The following is a 19,274-nucleotide window of genomic DNA, read 5'->3' as shown; positions in this document are numbered from 1 at the left end:
AATTGAAGCTTTTGACTCAAGTGGAGTAGAGTTTCACTTGAAGTTTCGATGTTTTACTTTAGCCAAAAGAGTTCACTAATGTTTTTTGCTTTTACAACTAATTGATTTTTTCTTACTTTTAGGACTAATATCTGCCTTATTCAATATTGCTCCAATAATTCTTGCATTTACCTTCTGCAATAACCTTTTGCTTGTTTCAATTTCATTCCTAGTGTTCATTCCTGCCCTGATAACTAATATGCAACCATCTACGTACTGCGATATTACCTGAACATCACTAGAATATTGAATAGCTGGTGTATCTACTATTATAAAATCATATTCTTTGGTGATTCTCTCAAATAGTTGTTTCATATTGTTAGACATTATTAATTCAGATGTACCTTCTGTGTCTTGTGTGTCTTGTATATGTTGTATGTTTTCTATATTTTCTATTCCTTTTATGTCTTTTATGTCTTTTATATTTGTCCTGTCTGTCCTGTCCTTTGACACTCGGCTTGTACCATTTTTGTTCAAACCTGATGGTAAAATATAGAGATTATTGATTTTGCTTTTAGCAATTGCTTTATCATTTAGAATTGCCTCATTACATATTGATTTACTACATTCTATTGTAGTATCGTATAATGCATTACTACAAGCTACTTCATTATATGTCGCTACTTTATTACATACTAATGCTGAAACTTCATTGCATGCCAATGTTGCTACTTCATTGCATGTCACTACTTTATTATTTGCTTCATTCATTGTATTTATATATAATTGCCCACTATTATTTTGACTATGAAGTATTGTAATTAATCCAGTACTATTATCTAAATTAAACACATCATGAATATTGGGATTAGTAAAATCACAATCAATAAGCAATGTTTTTTTACCACTTTTAGCCATTATTATTGCTAAATTTGCTGCAATCGTCGTTTTACCTTCTCCTCTCTTTGAGCTTGTAATAAGTATACTTTTAATATTTGAATTAACACTTGAAAATTCAATACTATTTCTTAATAATTTGTATACTTCAGCTTCATTTTTCATTTTTCCCACACCACCATACCATTTTGATTTGGAATTGAAACTAGCACTGGAATATCTAAATATTTTTCTATTTCTTCTTCCGTTCTAACTTTTGTATCCATGTATTCAAGTAAAAACACTATTCCAATTGAAATCATAGCTCCCAATAAAAAAGCAATAGCAATATTTAATTTTCTATTTGGAGATACAGGCACATCTGGAATTGCTGCTTTATCTAGAATATTAAGTTCACCAGCAGGCAATACTCTATTTGCCTCTACTGTAAAGTTTCTAGTAAGTTCATTCGCAATAAGCATTGCATCTGTTCTATTGTTATTTTTCACTTTAATTTCCAATATTTCTGTGTTAGCCTTAGGCGATACAGTTATAAAACTTCTAATGTCTTTCATAGTATACCCATCTAAATTATCAGCCGTCTTTTGTAATACTGTATTTGACTGCGCTATTTCAGCATAAGTTTTAACAAGCTTTTGATACATTGTAACATCACCATTAGTATACTTATCTTCATAAAAAATTCTTGCTTCCTCTTTACCTATTACTATGCTGACTTTTGACTCATATACAGGTTTAATTACAAAAAAACTGATTAATGCAGAAATCATTGTTGAAAACAGTGTTACATAAATTATAATCCACTTTCTTTTAAGAATAATATGTCCCATCTCTAGTAAATCAATTTCCATTTCCTCATTCATAGTACTCCCCCCTCTCTAGAATATATTTGAAAAACACACAAAAAATTCACCCCAGGGGTGTAATTTTTTCCATTTTCCATAAATTTCTTTACAATTAAACATATGTTCGCTATAATTAATTATAGAACAATTTTTGGAAAGAGGTTGTAAAACATGAGCAGTACAAGTAACATTACAAAAATAAGTATGAAAAACAATCATACAAATAAAAATAAGATTATATTCCATATAGATGTAAATTCAGCATATCTATCTTGGACAGCAATATATAAACTTCAGCACGGCTCAAAATTGGACTTAAGGGAAATTCCATCAATCATAGGAGGAAACCCTAAAAGTAGACACGGCATAGTTTTAGCAAAATCTATTCCTGCCAAAAAATACAAAATTCAAACAGGAGAAAGTTTATTTAGTGCAATGCAAAAATATCCTAAGCTTATAGTTGAACCTCCAAATTATAGCTTGTATTTAAAGAACAGTAATGCCATGTTAGAACTTCTTAAAGAATATACTCCAATAATACAAAAATATTCTATTGATGAATGTTTCTTAGATTTTACGAATATGGATAATCTATACCCTGACTATGTAAAACTTGCTCATAGCATAAAAGAAAGAATAAAGAATGAATTAGGATTTACAGTAAATATAGGTATATCATCTAATAAACTCTTAGCAAAAATGGCTTCAGATTTCAAAAAACCTGATAATGTACACACACTTTTCCCTAATGAAATAAAGAAAAAAATGTGGCAACTTCCAATAGAAGATCTGTTCATGGTTGGAAGAGCCACAGCACCTAAATTAAGAAAAATTAATATTAATACCATAGGCGATCTTGCAAATTATGATATAAATCTTTTAAAAATAAAATTTAAAAGCAATGGTATACTTATGTGGAACTATGCTAATGGAATTGATGAATCTGAAGTTATAAAAAGTAACCATATCAACATGAAAAGTGTTGGTAATTCTACAACAACTCCTTTTAACATAGAAAATAAGAATGATGCACATATGGTTATTTTATCCCTTTCAGAAACTGTTGGTATGAGACTTAGAAATTCCGAAAATTGTTGTTCACTAGTTTCTATTTCAATAAAAAATAGTGATTTTATAAGCTATTCACATCAAAGAAAGCTGTTTAGTGCAACAGATTCCACACAAAAAATTGCAGAAACTGCATGCAAGCTTTTTGATGAAATATGGAAGGGTGAACCCATAAGACTTATAGGAGTTTCTGTTTCTGAACTTTGCAGCAATGATTTTTATCAAACTTCTATATTTGAAAATGGTAATGTAGAAAAAATAAGAAAACTTGACAAAACAATAGATAGCATAAGATTGAAATATGGCAGTAACTCAATAGTAAGATCCGTTTTTTTACATTCAGATATAAAACCCTTAACTGGTAGTATGGAATAAATTACACCCCTGGGGTGAACTTCACCCCAGGGGTGTAATTTATTCCATAATTATATCATTCTACCAATATTATAAACCAAGAAAGCTACAATCCAAGCAACTGTTGTTGAATATAAAGCTGAAAATAAAGCCCATTTATGAGAGTTTGTTTCTCTTCTGATAGCTCCAATTGCTGCTACACACGGAACATATAACAAGCAGAATATCATAAATGAATAAGCCGATAATGCTGTAAAGTTACTTTGTATAGCCGTCTGAAGTGTTCCTCCTGATACTGAATATACTGTACCCATAGTACCAACAACAGCCTCTTTAGCAAGTACACCTGTTATAAGTGCTACAGCTGATTCCCATGTTCCAAATCCAAGTGGCTTAAATATTGGAGCAATAAATGAACCTATTCTTCCTAGCACACTTTCTGCTGAACCTGGCTCAATTCCTAATGGCATAACAGATAAGAACCAAATTAATACTACAACAACAAATATAACAGTACCAGCTCTTTTAACAAAAGCACTAGCTTTCTCCCACATATGAATCAATACGCCCTTAACCGTAGGTACTCTATATGGAGGCAATTCCATTACAAAATATGATGATTCACCTTTGAATAAATATTTACTAAACAATTTTGCTGATAATATTGCAATTAAAATTCCAATAGCATATAAACTAAACACTATAAAACCACCAGCATTAAATATTCCAAACTTTTTACCCGCAAAGAAAGCACCCACAAACACACCGTAAATCTCCATCTTAGTAGCACACGAAACAAATGGATTTATAAGTATGGCAATCATTCTATCCTTTTTACTTTCTAGCGTTCTAGTTGACATGATACCAGCAACATTACATCCACTTCCTATTATCATTGAAACAGCTGTTTTACCATGAAGTCCTATAGATTGCATAAATCTATCCATAACATAAGCTGCTCTTGCCATATAACCACTTTCCTCTAATATTGAAATTATTAGATACATAACTGCAATTAATGGAATAAATACCAATACTGAACCTAATCCACCTATAATTCCATCAACAACAAATGACCTCAATAACTCTGGAGAATTTGCTAATGCTTCTGATGCCCAATCAGCTAGTACACCAAATCCTTCATCAACTAATCCACCTAAAAAATCATTACCAAATGACATAGTAATTTGATACATAAAAAACATTATACCTGCAAATATAAGAAGTCCTCCTACTTTATGAGTAACAACCTTATCTATCTTATCCGACCATGTTTCTTTATTTTCGTCATTCTTTTTTATGCACCCTCTCGTAGATTCAGCAATAAATTCATATCTTTTATCAACTATTGCTGCATCTGGTTCATATCCAATAGAAGAAGTTATGTTATCAATCGATTTTTTAACTTTATCTATAATTTTACCTGATTTATCATTTTCCTTTATGTTATTTAAAACATATTCATCATTTTCCAAAAGTTTAAGAGCTGTCCAATCTGCTGGATAATCCAATCCTGCAGCACATTCATTTAACGAATCACTAATTTCATTAATTTCCTGTTCGATTTCTTTACCATATTTAATTTTACATTTATGTTTACCCTTATTATCTACTACTTCAATAACATTTTTAAGTAGTTCTTCTATACCTTTTTTTTTGCTCGCAACTGTTGGAACAGCTGGAATATGAAGCGTCTCCGAAAGCTTTTCATGATCAATAAATATATTTTTCTTATCAGCTTCATCTGCCATATTCAAAGCTAACACAACATTTGTATTCATTTCCATAAGTTGAACTGTTAAATAGAGATTTCTTTCAATATTTGTTGAATCAATTACATTGATTACCACATCTGGTTTGTCCTTTAATATGAAGTCACGAGCAACCACCTCGTCCTCTGAATAAGCCCCTAAACTATAAGTTCCTGGTAAATCCACTATTTTTAGCTTTCTACCACTGAAAGTCAATTTACCTTCTTTTTTTTCAACAGTTACACCAGGCCAATTACCAACATGTTGATTTGATCCTGTCAGAGCATTGAATATACTGGTTTTGCCGCAATTGGGGTTACCAACCAAAGCAACAATTATCTCAGAATTCATATTTTGTAACCTCCCCTTATAATATACTTAATATACTCTTTTTGCTAAAGCAAGAGATGAAATCAATATTCATTCTCAATAATTTCTCAAAAAAAATTACATTACCATAACTTTCATAGCCATACCTCTCCCAACTGCAATTCTTCTTTCACCTACAGCTACTATAAGAGGTCCTGAACTATTTTTAATCATCTTTATTTTTGAACCCTTATTAAGTCCCATTTCCATAAGTAGTTTGTACACCACACCTCCACCTATAATATCTTTAACTTTTACCATATCGCCAGGTTTAACAAAAGTCAAAGGCATACTAATTCCTCCTTTTTTTGGCTCACAAAAATAATAATTATTTTTTATCTCCTATTGACATTTCTTAGCTGGACTTACTTCTTGCTAATTATTTAACTAGCTAAATTAAACACAACATTATATTTTAATTAGCTAATTTAGCATTTATACAAATCTTTAACCTATACTTTTGCTCATACATTTTCATTTTCAACTTATCACTCTACAATAAAATTATAAATCACACCTAAGCATATTCTCGTATGTTCTATGTGTAATCTGTCTCTACAATAAAATTATAAATTACACTTATACTTGTACAACTATATCTCTCGCTTCCTTTTTCCTCAAAGTTAATTTGTATCCCCTGACAATAACCTCAATAGGATCGCCTAATGGTGCTTTGCCATTCACCTTTAATCTTGTCCCCTTAACTATACCCATATCCATAACTCTTCTTCTCACGCTACTTCCTTCAACAATTTTTTCAACAACACACTGACTGCCAACCTTAACCTTATCCAAAGATACACTTGACATACAAACTCTCCCTTCTAAATTTATTAATATCGATAATAATAATGATCTTACCAGCATAGCCAGTACAACTAGTACAGACATTCCTAATTATATGAATCATAAAAAGAAAATACATTTGCAAATAAGATACTTTAATTACATTTATTCACTTAGTAAATCTGCACTACTCTTACCATTGCTATTATTAATGTTACTGCTATTATTATTCCTCTCACTACTGCTATTACTAACATTTCAGTTAATGATGATAAATTATTGATAATGGTTAATATTCGTTAATGAAACTCATTATCAATAACATAGTAACTCATTTTTCCAATCATGTCAATAGATATTTTGAATTTACATATAAATCAAATATATTAGTGAACTCATTTTGCTAAAGCAGACCATCAAAACTTTAGGTGGATACTCTACCAAAACGCTAGTGATACAAAACTTGCTGATGAATGTAGAGCATTGAACTTCTGGTAAATACTCTACTTCATCTAAAGTAAAAGCTTCAATCTCCACTTATAAAAGTAGAAATCTTGTAAAATCGATAAATCAGTACATTATTAACATGAAAACTCATTGACAATTAACATATTTTAGTTAAATAGCTCAAGCAACTTGCTTAATTAATGCAGAAGGTTCTGTTCCTCTTATAATAAGCTCTAATATATGTTCCTTAGATTTATTATATTTTCTGAAAAGTTCTATAGCTTTATCGGGATTGTGATATACTTTCCAATAACCACACAATATGCAATTTTCTCCGCAGTTATTCATAAAACCTACAACATCCTCTATTGGATATCCAAGAAATATACCAACTTCATGTGGACAGGCTACCTCAAATCTCCTCTTCAATAAACTTAAAAATTTATCTATTCTACTCCAATTTTTATAGCCAAATCTTTTTAAAAACCTAATATTTTTTTCTTCATTTAATGCTTCGCTTAATTTATGTGAATCATAAAACATAACTAAAATATAGCCATCCGTTCTTTTTAACTCAAAATATCTTAAATTACAATAATCTTTCAGTTCATATTTATAATTGTCCCATGCATAATATAATCCCTTATCATTCCTAGAAAAACTAATTATTGATGCCGGTTTATGTCCTTCTATAATAGGTGCTACATTAAAAATTATTGATAAAAATAATAATTCCTTATCCTCTCTATACTTTGCTAGTTCAATAAACTTTTTATAAACGTCGCTCGTCATAAAATCAATTCACCCCATATCACAAAAATCATTCAAAAATAAATTCAAAGTCATTCAAAAATAAATTCAAAGTCAAAAAGTTATATAAAAACTCTGCCTACATCATAAAAACTCTGCCTACATCCTTTCAAGTACAACTTTGCCCTTTTCAGTTATCTCTAATATATTTAGTTTAGTATTACTAGAGCATCCACAACTTCCATTGCACCCACCACAAGAACTACAACTGCTACAAAAATTATTTTTATTAACTTTTGTCAAATAACCCATTTCAATAAGCTTATCTACCATATGTGCCACCAATTCTTCACTTATACCTAATTTTTGTGATATAGTAGCTACCGAATATTTTCCTTCTTGCGCAATAATCCCAAGAATTTTAAACATCAAATCCCCTCCTATCATGTAATAAATACAATTAAATGCAATTGATTATTTTTCGCTATTTGATATTGATTTTCATTATCAAATAAATAATACCACTATACAATATAAAAATCAACCCCTTTTCACACCCCTGGGGTGTAATTTTTTTCATCTTTGGAAATTATTCCTTTATTAAAATGACCCATTCTCTTGTTCATGTATATAGATGTTAAAAATGTGAGAACGAACATAATAGCTGCAAGTATTAAGTGAGTATTAAATATAGTAGTTTTGTCCTTAATCAATCCCAATAATGGATATGAAACAGCTCCTGCTAAATTAGTTAAAAGACTAACAAATGATAATATCGTTGCTCTCTTGTTTGATGGAATGTATTTATTTAAATATTTTCTTGTAGTAGGTCCATATAAGCCTCTTGCCATTTGTTGAAGAAGCATTGCAAAGACACCTATCCAAATTTTCGTTAATCCTAAAATAGTAAACGATACAATCATAAGTGATGACAAAAACATAAGACTTCTTCTCTTGGTAATAGCTATTATTTTATGACTTCTATTTGATACTAGTCCTGCAACGATGTTAAACACAAAGAAAATTATCCCAAAATACTCAACTGGTATGTGTACATCTTCAAAATATGGCTGAAACAAGAAAAATCCTTCTCTATAAAACACATAAAAAACCATTAAAAATAATATTATAGCCTTTAATTTTTCATGATTTAGAACATATTTACCACTTTCATAAATTTGTTTTAAATACTTTTCGCCATACTGTCCTTTTTTATCTTCAATTGGAGGTTCATACAAAGTAAAGCTTATCACTATTGTAATAATCATGAATATAATTGATACAATTATTGGTAAATCTTTATTGTACTTATATAAAAATCCTGCTGCTAATGAGCCAACTGCCTGTGCGTAAAGCAAGTATGCTTTTGCTTTTCCTTCTATTCTTTGAAATTCATCCTCTCTTCCTATTGCTTTTAAAGAATCATATATAAGTGCAATATCTGAGCCTGACTTGAATGTCATTCCAAGTGCAAAAACTATTTCAGCCAATGCTAAAGAATAAAAACCTTTTCCGAATATATACATAGTTAAACTAATACCCCACAATGCCGGTCCAATAATCATGCTTATTTTCCTACCAAGTTTGTCTGAAATAGCTCCAGTTGGTACCTCAAAAATAACTACAGCAATGCATGATATTGAATTTATAAGCATTATCTGTGTAAAACTGAGTCCTTTTGAAAGCATGTATACCATTATGATAGGCCCAATTATCAATAAATCCGAAAATATAGTATACAAATAATATCCTTTAATGTTCCTTTTTAATCTTTCCATCTAGTTCACCCCCCTGTTTTGTTGTAGTGTTTTCTTGCGACACAATATGGTACAAAATAGACTAGCATACTAATTAATTATTTTTTTATTTTTAATTCTTAATGGCATTAAAAATAAAAAAAAGCCTAAAGAACAAATCTGCAAAAACCGAGACTCGTCCTTTAGGCTTTTATCCTAAAAGTGTAACCAACTACAATGTGGTCTTGTACCGCTTGGACCAGACACTGCGAAAACTTGAACTATTCAAACAAATTTCCCATATAGTTTATTGCTTGCTACCTTGATACATAATTCGTAATTAAATTAGTAACTTCAAACTTCACAGCCGGAACCCTAGATACACTCTCAAAATATTGAATTTACCAAATATTATATATACTATTCTATGCATTGTCAAGCAAAAATTTACCCCTGGGGTGCAAAATTTTCCATGGAAATTTTTGCACCCCAGGGGTAATATTAAATGTATTTTATCAAAAGCTTAGTTGTATTTTCTATTGCTTCTATATGTGTTCTTTCATAATGATGTGTCGCATCGACACCTGGTCCAATACATGCAAATTTGAAATCATGTCCCATTTTAATTCCCTGCGTAGCATCAGAACTATAACTATTATATACATCAACATTGTAACTAATATTATTTTTTTCTGCAATATCCACCAATTTATTTCTTAATTCATAATCATAAGGCGTTACCCCATCCTTAGCTGCAATACTAACACTAAACTCATCTGATGCCTGTTCTCCCCCAACAGTTCCAATATCTATAGCAATAAATTCTTCTGTTTTTTCTGGCACAAATGATATTCCATGTCCAACTTCTTCATAATTACTCATCAAAAAATTAACTGTATATTTAGGTTTAATATTATTATCTTTAAAGTACTTACATATACCCAAAACTATACCCACAGCCGCTTTATTATCCAAATACCTTGATTTTATAAATCCACTTTCTGTTATTTCAGTTAGAGTATCAATATGTATATAATCCCCAACATTAATTCCTAAATCCAAAACATCTTCTTTACTATTTACTCTTTCATCAAGCCTAACCTCCATATTTTCTTCAGTTCTACTATCATTTCTAGAATTTGAAGGAAATATATGCGTTGAAGCTTTCACTGGCAATATTGTTCCTCTTACTTTTTTGCCATGTCTTGTTTCGACAAAAACATTAGCACCTTCAAGTGTGTTAAATGTCCCCCCTGCTATTCTAACAAATTTAAGCCTTCCATTCTGTTTTATTGCCTTAACCATAGCCCCTAAGGTATCAACATGTGCAGATATAGTTTTCTGCTTATCATCATTTTCACCTTCTATGGTAGCTATTAAAGCTCCTTTTTTAGTTTTTATTGTCTTTATCCCCATATCCTCAAACTGTTTCTTTAATTCTTCTATTATTTCTGCTGTCTTCCCCGATGGACTTTGAATATTAATATATTTCACCATATTATCAAGTATATATTGAGTATTAATTTCCATTTTAACCCCCTCCTTGATTATATTATACCCCAGGGGTGCAAAATTTACCATGGTAAATTTTGCACCCCTGGGTGTTATTCAAATAAAGAATATCCAAAATTCATATGAGCATCTTTATCACCATTATACGCTTTTGGGAACAATATAACATTTTTAAATTCTATAATTCCTTTTCCTTCTTTAAATGTTTTACTTTCCTTATACATATTTTCTGGATAATGTTCAATCCCCTTTACTACTGTTTCTGTCTTAATTAAAGCCTTACCATCTTTATCCTTCGATATTTGCACTATCTTTACAATAGCAGTATACTCTTTTCCATCAATAGTTACTTTTTCTTCCCATTTATTTCCTTCTTTGAGTGGTAACTTTAACACTGTCTGTTCTCTTATTATCGATTGTGAATGTCGTCTCTCTTTATTTTTCTGTTTCTCTTTAACATAATCACTACCAATTTCATATTCTTTTTCAAACATCAGCTCCTCTTTTGAAGGACCTTCACCATCACTCATATCCTCGATTTCACCTTTAAAATCAAGTATCAATTTATCATTTTTTTCATCTACATTACTTAAAGTTAATACATGTCCATATTCAGCAGTACCACTATATTTCAAAACTGTCCCCTCAACATTTGGAAAATATTTCGCAAGTTCATCACTATATTTATGTTCTTTTTTACTTTTATCAATATTTTTATTGTTATCAGACTTAGTATACTTTTTATTATTATCTTCAACTTTGGTATTATTACCTTTACTCATTGCATTTTTATCATCTGCAGTATTTCCACATGCTACAACTGAAACTGTCAATGCCGTTACACATGCTACACATACTATTTTCTTAAGAATTCCTTTCATAAAGAAACATTCCACCTTTCAATAGAATTTTTAATTTTCCCTTAATTGCTTTGTCTTACCAAGCTTGGTAACTTAATTATAAACATATTAATAACTATATTGGTTACAAATTGGTTAATATTTTTACAATAACCCTTGTTCCTTTGTTTTCCTCGCTTTCAATAATTAATTCACCACCATGCATTGATATTATTTCTCTACATATCGCAAGCCCTATACCATTTCCTGACCTATTTGACTTTCCCTTGTAAAACTTTTGTGTAACTTTGCATATATCATCTTTTGATATTCCAATTCCATTATCTACTATTTCGACAAAAACAATTTGTTTTTCTTCATGTTCATCATATTTATCCTTTTTGTAGATATTTACTTCTATATTCCCACCAATATTCGAAAATTTTACAGCATTATCTATAATATTTATAAATACTTGCTTCAGTCTATTTTTATCACATTTAACGACACAATTCTCACTATACGAATTAATCACCAATTTAATATTTTTTTTATCAATTCTATTCTTAAAATAGTTGCATACATTTCTAATCAAACTATTTATATCAATATTTTCAAATGTTAAGCTTATTCTTCCTGATTCAAATCTTGAAAAATCAAGAAGTTCCTCTACAAGTTCTATAAGTCTACTAGCTTCATCCGATATAATTTGTATACCCTGTTTTGCATCATCAAAATTTTCCACATCTCCAGATAAAATTATTTCACTCCACCCTTTTATTGCAGTTAAAGGTGTCCTTAATTCATGTGATATCGATGATATGAATTCATTCTTAACCGCATTGCTTTTTACTATTTCATTAGCCATATAATTCAACGTATCTGAAAGTCTTCCTATTTCATCTTCACTTGTATTACATACTCTTTTAGAAAAATCTCCTTTTGCCATAGAAATAGCTGTAGATGTTAATTCCTTCACAGGATTAATAATTCTTTTCGCTAAAATTGAACTTAATAAAAATGATACAATTATCACAAATATGCCTATTGACAATGCAAACAACTCAATTTTTAATACATATTTCCCCATTTTTTGCGTCGATATAATATATCTCAACACACCAACAATATTGTCTCTCTGATATAATGGAATTGATATGCTCATTATACTCTCATCATTGAAATATCCCTTTACAACCCTTCTTTTCCCAGTTATTGCATATTCAATATCTTGGTACTCATTACCCTTATACCCATTATCTTTATACTCATTATCTTTATATTCATCATATTTATCCATATATTTATTATATTTGTATTCATTATTCTTGTACCTATCGTTACTACTTTCAGAATATTCATGATATTTTAATCCATTTGAATCAATAACTAAATTCTTATTCTTGTCGAAAACCTGCATGTACACATACCTGTCCTTAGATTCATTTTCAAGTATATATGTAGCTTTTTCATATATACCTACATCAGAAAGATAACTATTATACAATGAACCACAAACATATGCTTTATTCAGCAACTTTTGCTTCACACTTCCATAGTAATAATTTCTCAATCCTAATATAAAAACACATTCAAAAATCAAAACAATCATTATTATAATTATTCCGTTTTGAATATATATTCTAGACTTTATACTTTTCATTTTTCAATACTCCATATGTATCCATGTCCCCAAACTGTTTTTAAATATCTAGGGTTAGCAGGATCATCTTCTATTTTTTGTCTTATTCTTCTAATATTAACATCTACAATTTTCATATCCCCTATAAAACTTTTTCCCCACACTTCATCTAATATTTCATTTCTGCTAAATGTCTTTTCACTATTATTTATCAAAAATTCTACAATAGCGTACTCTGTTGGTGTTAAAGAAATTATTTCACCATTTTTTTTAAGCACTCTCCTGTCCATGTCCAATTCGTATATTCCAATATCAATAACTCTTCTAGTTTTATCAACGGCACTTATTTCTATCCTTCTAAGTAGCGATTCAATCCTAGCAACAAGCTCTCTTGGACTGAACGGCTTTACTATATAATCATCGGCACCACTACTCAATCCTATTATTTTATCATCTTCTTGTCCCTTAGCAGTAAGCATTATTATACCCATTCTAGGATACTCTATTCTAAGTCTTCTACACACCTCAAACCCATCAATATCTGGAAGCATAACATCAAGAAGTGCTATACTTATACTCTCATCTGCTTTTTCAAATGCTTCTTCTCCTCTTTCCGCCTCTATTATTTCGTATCCTAATTTTCTTAACTTAATTTTGACAAAACTTCTTATAGACATTTCATCTTCAAGTACAAGAATTTTAATTGCCATACTTTATCTCCTTTCTAAAATAGGCTCCAACTCATTGACACTATCCCATCTATACCAAAAATATTCTTGTTTTTTAGAACACTCATTTGACAAATTATTATATTGCAAATTTCGACAAATACCTAGTTCAGGAATTCCATCATTATCTATATCATTTATATTTAACTTTTCATATGAAATATTTTCAATAAAATGAAAATATCCACCATGATAAGAATATACATTCAATTTTTTATACTTGTCTTCTCTTTTTTGCATACCTATAAATATATCAAGCTTACCATCACCTGTTATGTCTTCATATTTAACCAAATCCAATCCAAAACATTTTACTGCAATATTATTAATTTCATACCAAACACCTTTCTTTTTTTTTAGTATAATTACACCATACTCATTTACTTCATTTTCTTTCTTATACAACAACATAATTTCGTACATTCCATCGGCATCAATATCTAGCATTCTAACTGCATTTTCACCCATTTGACTCTGTGCTAATGTCAAAACTCTACCATTAGTCAAAAATGTTGATGTTATTTTATTTATATCCTCACCATTAAAATATTTATGAGGTCTCTTAATCAATTCTTCTGGAGATTTTGCTACTGAGCATGCAGTATTTAAAAATAAAATACTTACAATCAACATAATAGTGCTTAGTTTTTTAACCATATATTTGCCCCCTGTTTTAATATTTTCACCAAGCAAACCGCCCTCATCTATAATAATTCAATATACACAAATAAGCCATATTATTATAGTAAATGGCTTATTTGTGTATTATTTGTCTCATATTTCTAATAAATTTTATAATTTATGTCATATGATTTCCACAAATCATGATATGCTTTGTATAAAGGATACTTTGTTACACTGTATAATGCTTCTAATTCACATATATGAACTACATGATAGAATTTTGAAGTGTGGACAGTATTAACAACATTAGTATTAACATCAGTATTATCATTATTATTATCATTATTAAAATTAGTATTAGCATTAACATCAGTATTAGTATCAGTAGTCATAAATCCTAAATGGTAAGCACTGATATTATCATAATCATAAAAATGTAAACAGTAGTTTAATGTTCTCATACCTTCTACATATAATTCTTTTGCTTGCGAATTTGTAGAAACACAGCTCAAATCATAGAGGCCTAGCAACGTAAACATAAATCCATTTAATGTATAAGAAGCTGGTTCTGTAGGATATTCCTCATAATATGGATGACCATAGAAATCTTGTACTAACCCACCTTCAGAAACATCTACCGTAAGAGGCTTTAATGCCTTCTCACAAACATACAAATATTTTCTATCCCCAGTTAGATGATACATCCTTACCAAAAGAGAAATAGCTTGTCCTTGTGCCATAGCCGAACCCCATGGCTTTTTAAGAGTAACATTCATTCCTCCAACAGTAAAGTCATAATAATTAAGCCATTGATTAGTTTTGTTGTCTATGTTATTAACTAGCCAATCTGCCTGATTTTTAGCCAATATATAATGCTCTTTCCCTTTTCCCTGAATATAGAAACCATATTCTTGTAATCCAACCTGAGCAATAGTTACTGGATTATATATATACTCATCACTATTTGATAATTTTATCTTAACTACACCATTTTCATCTAATTCTTTAAATCCAGTGCTACAAATAGGAGGTAATTTTGTAAAATATAAAAATTCTCCAAAAGGACTATATTTTCTTGTAAACATATTATCATCTTTTGTAACTGTAAATTCTCTAGCAAAATCTTTTCTGATTAAGTCACCATATTTTCCCTGTATACTTAATGCTTTAATATGAATCTTATATTTTTCCCTAACATTCAATTTTTTGTCAGGTTTAACAAATAACACATTGCTATATGTACCAAATGAAGTTTTTAATAAATTATTTTCCCTGTCATACAACTCAAGTGAAAAATACGAACTGTTTATTTTAATATTTTGGCTATAAAAGACATAAACTCCTTCTTCTTTAGCAATAACATTCTTAACCTCTACAAACTTTGACTTTGACTTTGAATTTAAATTTGAATTTGAATTAATATAAAAATTATTTCTTTGATTATTCCCTGGAAATTTTTGTGCAATATTATTAAGTAACAATACTGCAACTGCAAATATAACAAAACCTAAACACATAAGTATAACTGTAATATTAAATTTACTTTTAGTTTTAATGGCAATCTCCATGTTATATAGCTTCCTGATTTCTAAGATTTGGACAAAATTTTTTCCCCAAATTCTTCATCTTATTGGACTAATGCAAACTCCCCTAATTAAGTGAACTCGTTTTGCTAAAGCAAAACATCGAAACTTCAGATGAAAACTAGATGAAAACTCTACTCCACCTGAAGCCAAAATCTTCAATCTGCCTCTAATCTGCCACTTATAAAAGTAGGAATCTTGTAAAATTGATAAACTAGCTGAAATAGCTTATTTACAAAATATATTTCTTTTTTATTGATTTACGTAATTAAAAAAGTCTGCACTAATAAGATGGTGGTATATCAGAATTCAACTACTAGAATAGCAATGTATCTAAATGTGATTACTTAAGGGTTATTTAGTGTTATTTCTAATTTGCTATTATCAATATTTTTTCTGTTAATTAACCACAAATCAGGTATCACACCTACCTTTCTTTTGTATTTTTATATATTCGGCTTGAGAAAACCTCCGTTGCTTGTCTGGGTGGTAGTTCACATAGTAGAATTTTCATTTCAATAGGTTGTCCACAAATAGATTTTGCAAAAATATTACTTGAAAATCATATCTTATTAGCTTTTGCTTGTATCAATTTGTTTTTTATAATAACTACAAATGCAATTTATTATAGCAACCTCTTTTGTAGAAATTTTGTGGAAATTTGATATTTGTATACTACATTATACCATGTATCATGGATTTTCGCACAACCTATTGAATATATAAAATTTACCATGGAAATTTTTGCACCCCTGGGGTACTACTTCCAGAATTTAGAAACTCTTCTTTCTATATCTTTAAGATTTTTAACATACACAGCATGACTCCATTCCTCTGGAAATAATTTTCTGTAATTTTCGTGTCCAAACCTTTCATCAATAAGCACAACAACTCCTTTGTCGGCATCAGTTCTAATAACTCTGCCAACTGCCTGCATTACCTTGTTCATACCTGGATATACATATGCATATTCAAAGCCTAAATTTAATTTTTCATCAAAATAATCTCTTATAATGTTTCTTTCAAAACATATTTGTGGCAATCCAACCCCAACAATAATAGCACCACTTAATTTATCTCCAACAAGATCTATTCCCTCTCCAAAAATACCTCCCATAACCGCAAAAGCAACTAAAGTATCTTCTCTTTCAATTTCGAATTCTTTTAAGAAATTTTCTCTTTCATTCTCTAGCATGTTGGATTTTTGAATAATAACTTTTATATCTAAGCCTTCATTTTTGGCAATAAATCTATAATAAACTTCCTCCATATACCTATACGATGGAAAAAATATCAAATAATTTCCTTTATTGTTTTGTATAGTTTTTTCAATAACATTTGTGACCTTATCATACGTGAATTCTCTATTTCTGTATTTTGTTGATATTCTATCATTTATAAAGAGATGTAAATTTTCCTGTGGAAATGGAGACTTTAATCTCATTCTATATGAATTTTCATCTCCACCTAGTATTTTTATAAAATAAGGCAATGGAGTCAAAGTAGCAGAAAACAAAATTGAAGCCTTTCCTCTCTTCATTGCCTCTTTGAGAAGATATGATGGATCTAAACAGAACAATTTCAATTTTACATCATCATTGATTTTTTCATAATACGTAACATATCTGTCATCGTAAGTTTCCGAAGTTCGTATGAACGAAAGCGCATCAAAATAAAACTGCAACAGATCTTCTCTAAAATCAGCTTCTGGATTATCAACAAGCCATTCTTCAGCTTCACTTATGAACTTTCTAATACTAGTATAAATATCCTGAGGAGCATCCTTCTGAAGATAAAAATTTTCTTTTTCGCAAAGCTTTCTTCCCTTAACCATAAATGAATTAAGCTTATTCAAATACTTTGAAACCTTAGGTGCTAATTCCTTTGTTTTCTTTTTTAACTCTAAAATTGGCTTTTTATAAATTTCCGCTGAAAACATCTCTCGCGACCTATCAACTAAATTATGTGCTTCATCAATTAAAAAAATATAATCGCCGCTATTATCTTGAAAAAATCTTCTCAAATAAACCCTTGGATCAAATGCATAATTGTAATCACAAATAATACCATCTGACCACAATGCTACATCTAGTGAAAACTCAAATGGACAAATCCTATATTTTTGCGCATACTCCTCTATAGTTTCTCTAGTAAACTCATCCTTATTTAATATATCAAATATAGCATCATTTACCCTATCAAAATGTCCTCTAGCATACTCGCAACTTTCTGGATTGCATCCCACTCCAGGATTAGGACATATTTTATCCTTTGCCGAAAGAGTTATTGTCTTAAACCTCAATCCATTTTGTCTCAATTTATTAAATGCATTTTCAGCAACTGTCCTAGTTATTGTTTTAGCTGTTAAATAAAATATTTTTGAACTCAATCCTTCTCCCACCGCTTTGATTGATGGAAAAACAGTTCCTATTGTTTTTCCTATACCTGTTGGAGCTTGTGCAAACAACTTTCCGCCCTCTCTAATAGTTGAATACACTGCAACTGCAAATTCTCTTTGACCTTTTCTATAATTTTTAAATGGGAATCCCAATTCCTCAATAGATTTATCTCTAATATTTCTCCAATTGTATGTCCACTTTGCCCATATAAAATATCTATTAATTATGTCATCAAAAAATTTTTCAAGCTCTTCTATTGTGAAAATTCTTTTAAACCTTTTTATATTTTTTGTATCCAACTGATAATATGTAAGCTGCACATAAATTTCTTTAAGTTCATTCTGAAGTGCATACATATATGCATAGCATTTTGCTTGAGCCCAATGTACTATATTATAATCTTCCTCAATATATTCAAGTGTCTTTGTTGTCGTCTTGATTTCATCAACTATAACAACACCATCATATTCAATAATGCCGTCAGCTCTCCCTGCTAATTCAATAGTTATGTCATCTTTTTCAAATACATGAGAAAGATACACCTCAGCATTATACTCATCACCCATTGATTTTTGAACTTTCTGATGTGCTCTTGTTCCCTCTATAGCCCTACTTGTACCCATAAATCTCATGTCCAAATCTCCACTTCGTAGAACAAACTCAACAAGATTTCTAACAGATATACTTATAGTGTTTTTGGTATCCCTAATGTTTTGTATACTCATGGTATCATTTCCTTTTTTTGCACCCCTGGGGTATAAAAATTTTACAGGAATGTAATTTTTTTATACCCCTGGGGTCAATGTCATAAACTTAAGATTGAATAAAATGGAAAATTAAATAATAAATATTCAGAAAATAAGATTTTAAATAAAATTCCTTTATAATCAATATTGCATCATTAAGTATTGACGGAGGAATTTTATTATGGCTAAAATTAATAATTTTAAAGAAGGAATTAAAGC

The 19,274-nt window shown here is 29.8% G+C and carries 16 protein-coding genes; 1 reads left to right on the top strand and 15 read right to left on the bottom strand.

Annotated features, from left to right (window positions below; all coding sequences use genetic code 11):
• Window positions 1-75: 75 nt before the first annotated feature.
• Window positions 76-1,041 carry a CpsD/CapB family tyrosine-protein kinase gene (locus tag CLTEP_RS06415; protein ID WP_066824290.1) on the bottom strand — a complete coding sequence of 322 codons (966 nt, stop codon included), beginning with the start codon at window positions 1,039-1,041 and terminating at the stop codon, window positions 76-78.
• Window positions 1,038-1,739 carry a YveK family protein gene (locus CLTEP_RS06410; RefSeq protein WP_066824287.1) on the bottom strand — a complete coding sequence of 234 codons (702 nt, stop codon included), beginning with the start codon at window positions 1,737-1,739 and terminating at the stop codon, window positions 1,038-1,040. The genes CLTEP_RS06415 and CLTEP_RS06410 overlap by 4 nt, the downstream gene beginning before the upstream one ends.
• Window positions 1,740-1,925: 186 nt before the next feature.
• Between CLTEP_RS06410 and CLTEP_RS06405 the strand changes: the two genes are divergently transcribed.
• A complete protein-coding gene (locus CLTEP_RS06405) occupies window positions 1,926-3,164 on the top strand; it encodes a Y-family DNA polymerase (protein ID WP_066824392.1) in 1,239 nt (412 codons plus the stop codon).
• Window positions 3,165-3,214: 50 nt separating this feature from the next.
• On the opposite strand, the gene feoB is transcribed toward CLTEP_RS06405, so the two are convergent.
• The 13 genes from feoB to CLTEP_RS06340 all read right to left on the bottom strand — a co-directional run bounded on the left by feoB (window position 3,215) and on the right by CLTEP_RS06340 (window position 19,034).
• Entirely contained in the window at window positions 3,215-5,245 is a 2,031-nt protein-coding gene (gene feoB / locus CLTEP_RS06400; RefSeq protein ID WP_066824284.1) for a ferrous iron transport protein B, read from the bottom strand.
• A 96-nt stretch (window positions 5,246-5,341) separates the two neighbouring features.
• Entirely contained in the window at window positions 5,342-5,554 is a 213-nt protein-coding gene (locus CLTEP_RS06395) for a FeoA family protein (RefSeq protein ID WP_066824282.1), read from the bottom strand.
• A 288-nt stretch (window positions 5,555-5,842) separates the two neighbouring features.
• Window positions 5,843-6,073, bottom strand: a complete 231-nt coding sequence (locus CLTEP_RS06390) for a FeoA family protein (RefSeq protein ID WP_066824280.1) — start codon at window positions 6,071-6,073, stop codon at window positions 5,843-5,845.
• Window positions 6,074-6,676: 603 nt separating this feature from the next.
• The gene (locus tag CLTEP_RS06385) at window positions 6,677-7,288 is read right to left on the bottom strand and encodes a DUF3793 family protein (protein ID WP_066824278.1); all 612 of its coding nucleotides are present in this window, start codon (window positions 7,286-7,288) and stop codon (window positions 6,677-6,679) included.
• A gap of 117 nt (window positions 7,289-7,405) precedes the next feature.
• Entirely contained in the window at window positions 7,406-7,675 is a 270-nt protein-coding gene (locus CLTEP_RS06380) for a winged helix-turn-helix domain-containing protein (protein ID WP_161938354.1), read from the bottom strand.
• Between the two features lie 122 nt (window positions 7,676-7,797).
• Window positions 7,798-9,024, bottom strand: a complete 1,227-nt coding sequence (locus CLTEP_RS06375; RefSeq protein WP_066824273.1) for an MFS transporter — start codon at window positions 9,022-9,024, stop codon at window positions 7,798-7,800.
• Window positions 9,025-9,483: 459 nt separating this feature from the next.
• Complete coding sequence (locus CLTEP_RS06370; RefSeq protein WP_066824270.1) at window positions 9,484-10,512, bottom strand: M42 family metallopeptidase; 1,029 nt, start codon at window positions 10,510-10,512, stop codon at window positions 9,484-9,486.
• A 74-nt stretch (window positions 10,513-10,586) separates the two neighbouring features.
• Entirely contained in the window at window positions 10,587-11,375 is a 789-nt protein-coding gene (locus CLTEP_RS06365) for a hypothetical protein (RefSeq protein ID WP_066824268.1), read from the bottom strand.
• 103 nt (window positions 11,376-11,478) lie between these two features.
• Window positions 11,479-12,996: a HAMP domain-containing sensor histidine kinase gene (locus CLTEP_RS06360; RefSeq protein ID WP_066824258.1), complete on the bottom strand. Its 1,518-nt coding sequence runs from the start codon at window positions 12,994-12,996 to the stop codon at window positions 11,479-11,481.
• The gene (locus tag CLTEP_RS06355) at window positions 12,993-13,685 is read right to left on the bottom strand and encodes a response regulator transcription factor (RefSeq protein WP_201786598.1); all 693 of its coding nucleotides are present in this window, start codon (window positions 13,683-13,685) and stop codon (window positions 12,993-12,995) included. Before CLTEP_RS06355 ends, CLTEP_RS06360 begins: the two co-directional genes overlap by 4 nt.
• Before the next feature lie 3 nt (window positions 13,686-13,688).
• Window positions 13,689-14,360, bottom strand: a complete 672-nt coding sequence (locus CLTEP_RS06350) for an FG-GAP repeat domain-containing protein (protein ID WP_066824256.1) — start codon at window positions 14,358-14,360, stop codon at window positions 13,689-13,691.
• 125 nt (window positions 14,361-14,485) lie between these two features.
• The gene (locus CLTEP_RS06345; RefSeq protein WP_066824254.1) at window positions 14,486-15,895 is read right to left on the bottom strand and encodes a D-glucuronyl C5-epimerase family protein; all 1,410 of its coding nucleotides are present in this window, start codon (window positions 15,893-15,895) and stop codon (window positions 14,486-14,488) included.
• A 775-nt stretch (window positions 15,896-16,670) separates the two neighbouring features.
• On the bottom strand, window positions 16,671-19,034 hold the full coding sequence (locus tag CLTEP_RS06340) for an ATP-dependent DNA helicase (protein ID WP_066824251.1): 2,364 nt from the start codon (window positions 19,032-19,034) through the stop codon (window positions 16,671-16,673).
• Window positions 19,035-19,274: the final 240 nt, after the last annotated feature.

The sequence above is a fragment of the Clostridium tepidiprofundi DSM 19306 genome, from assembly GCF_001594005.1.
In the GTDB taxonomy this organism is placed as follows: Bacteria; Bacillota; Clostridia; order Clostridiales; family Clostridiaceae; genus Clostridium_AC; species Clostridium_AC tepidiprofundi.
Note: the sequence above shows the minus strand (reverse complement) of the source record. Positions and strands in the feature narration are given on the sequence as shown.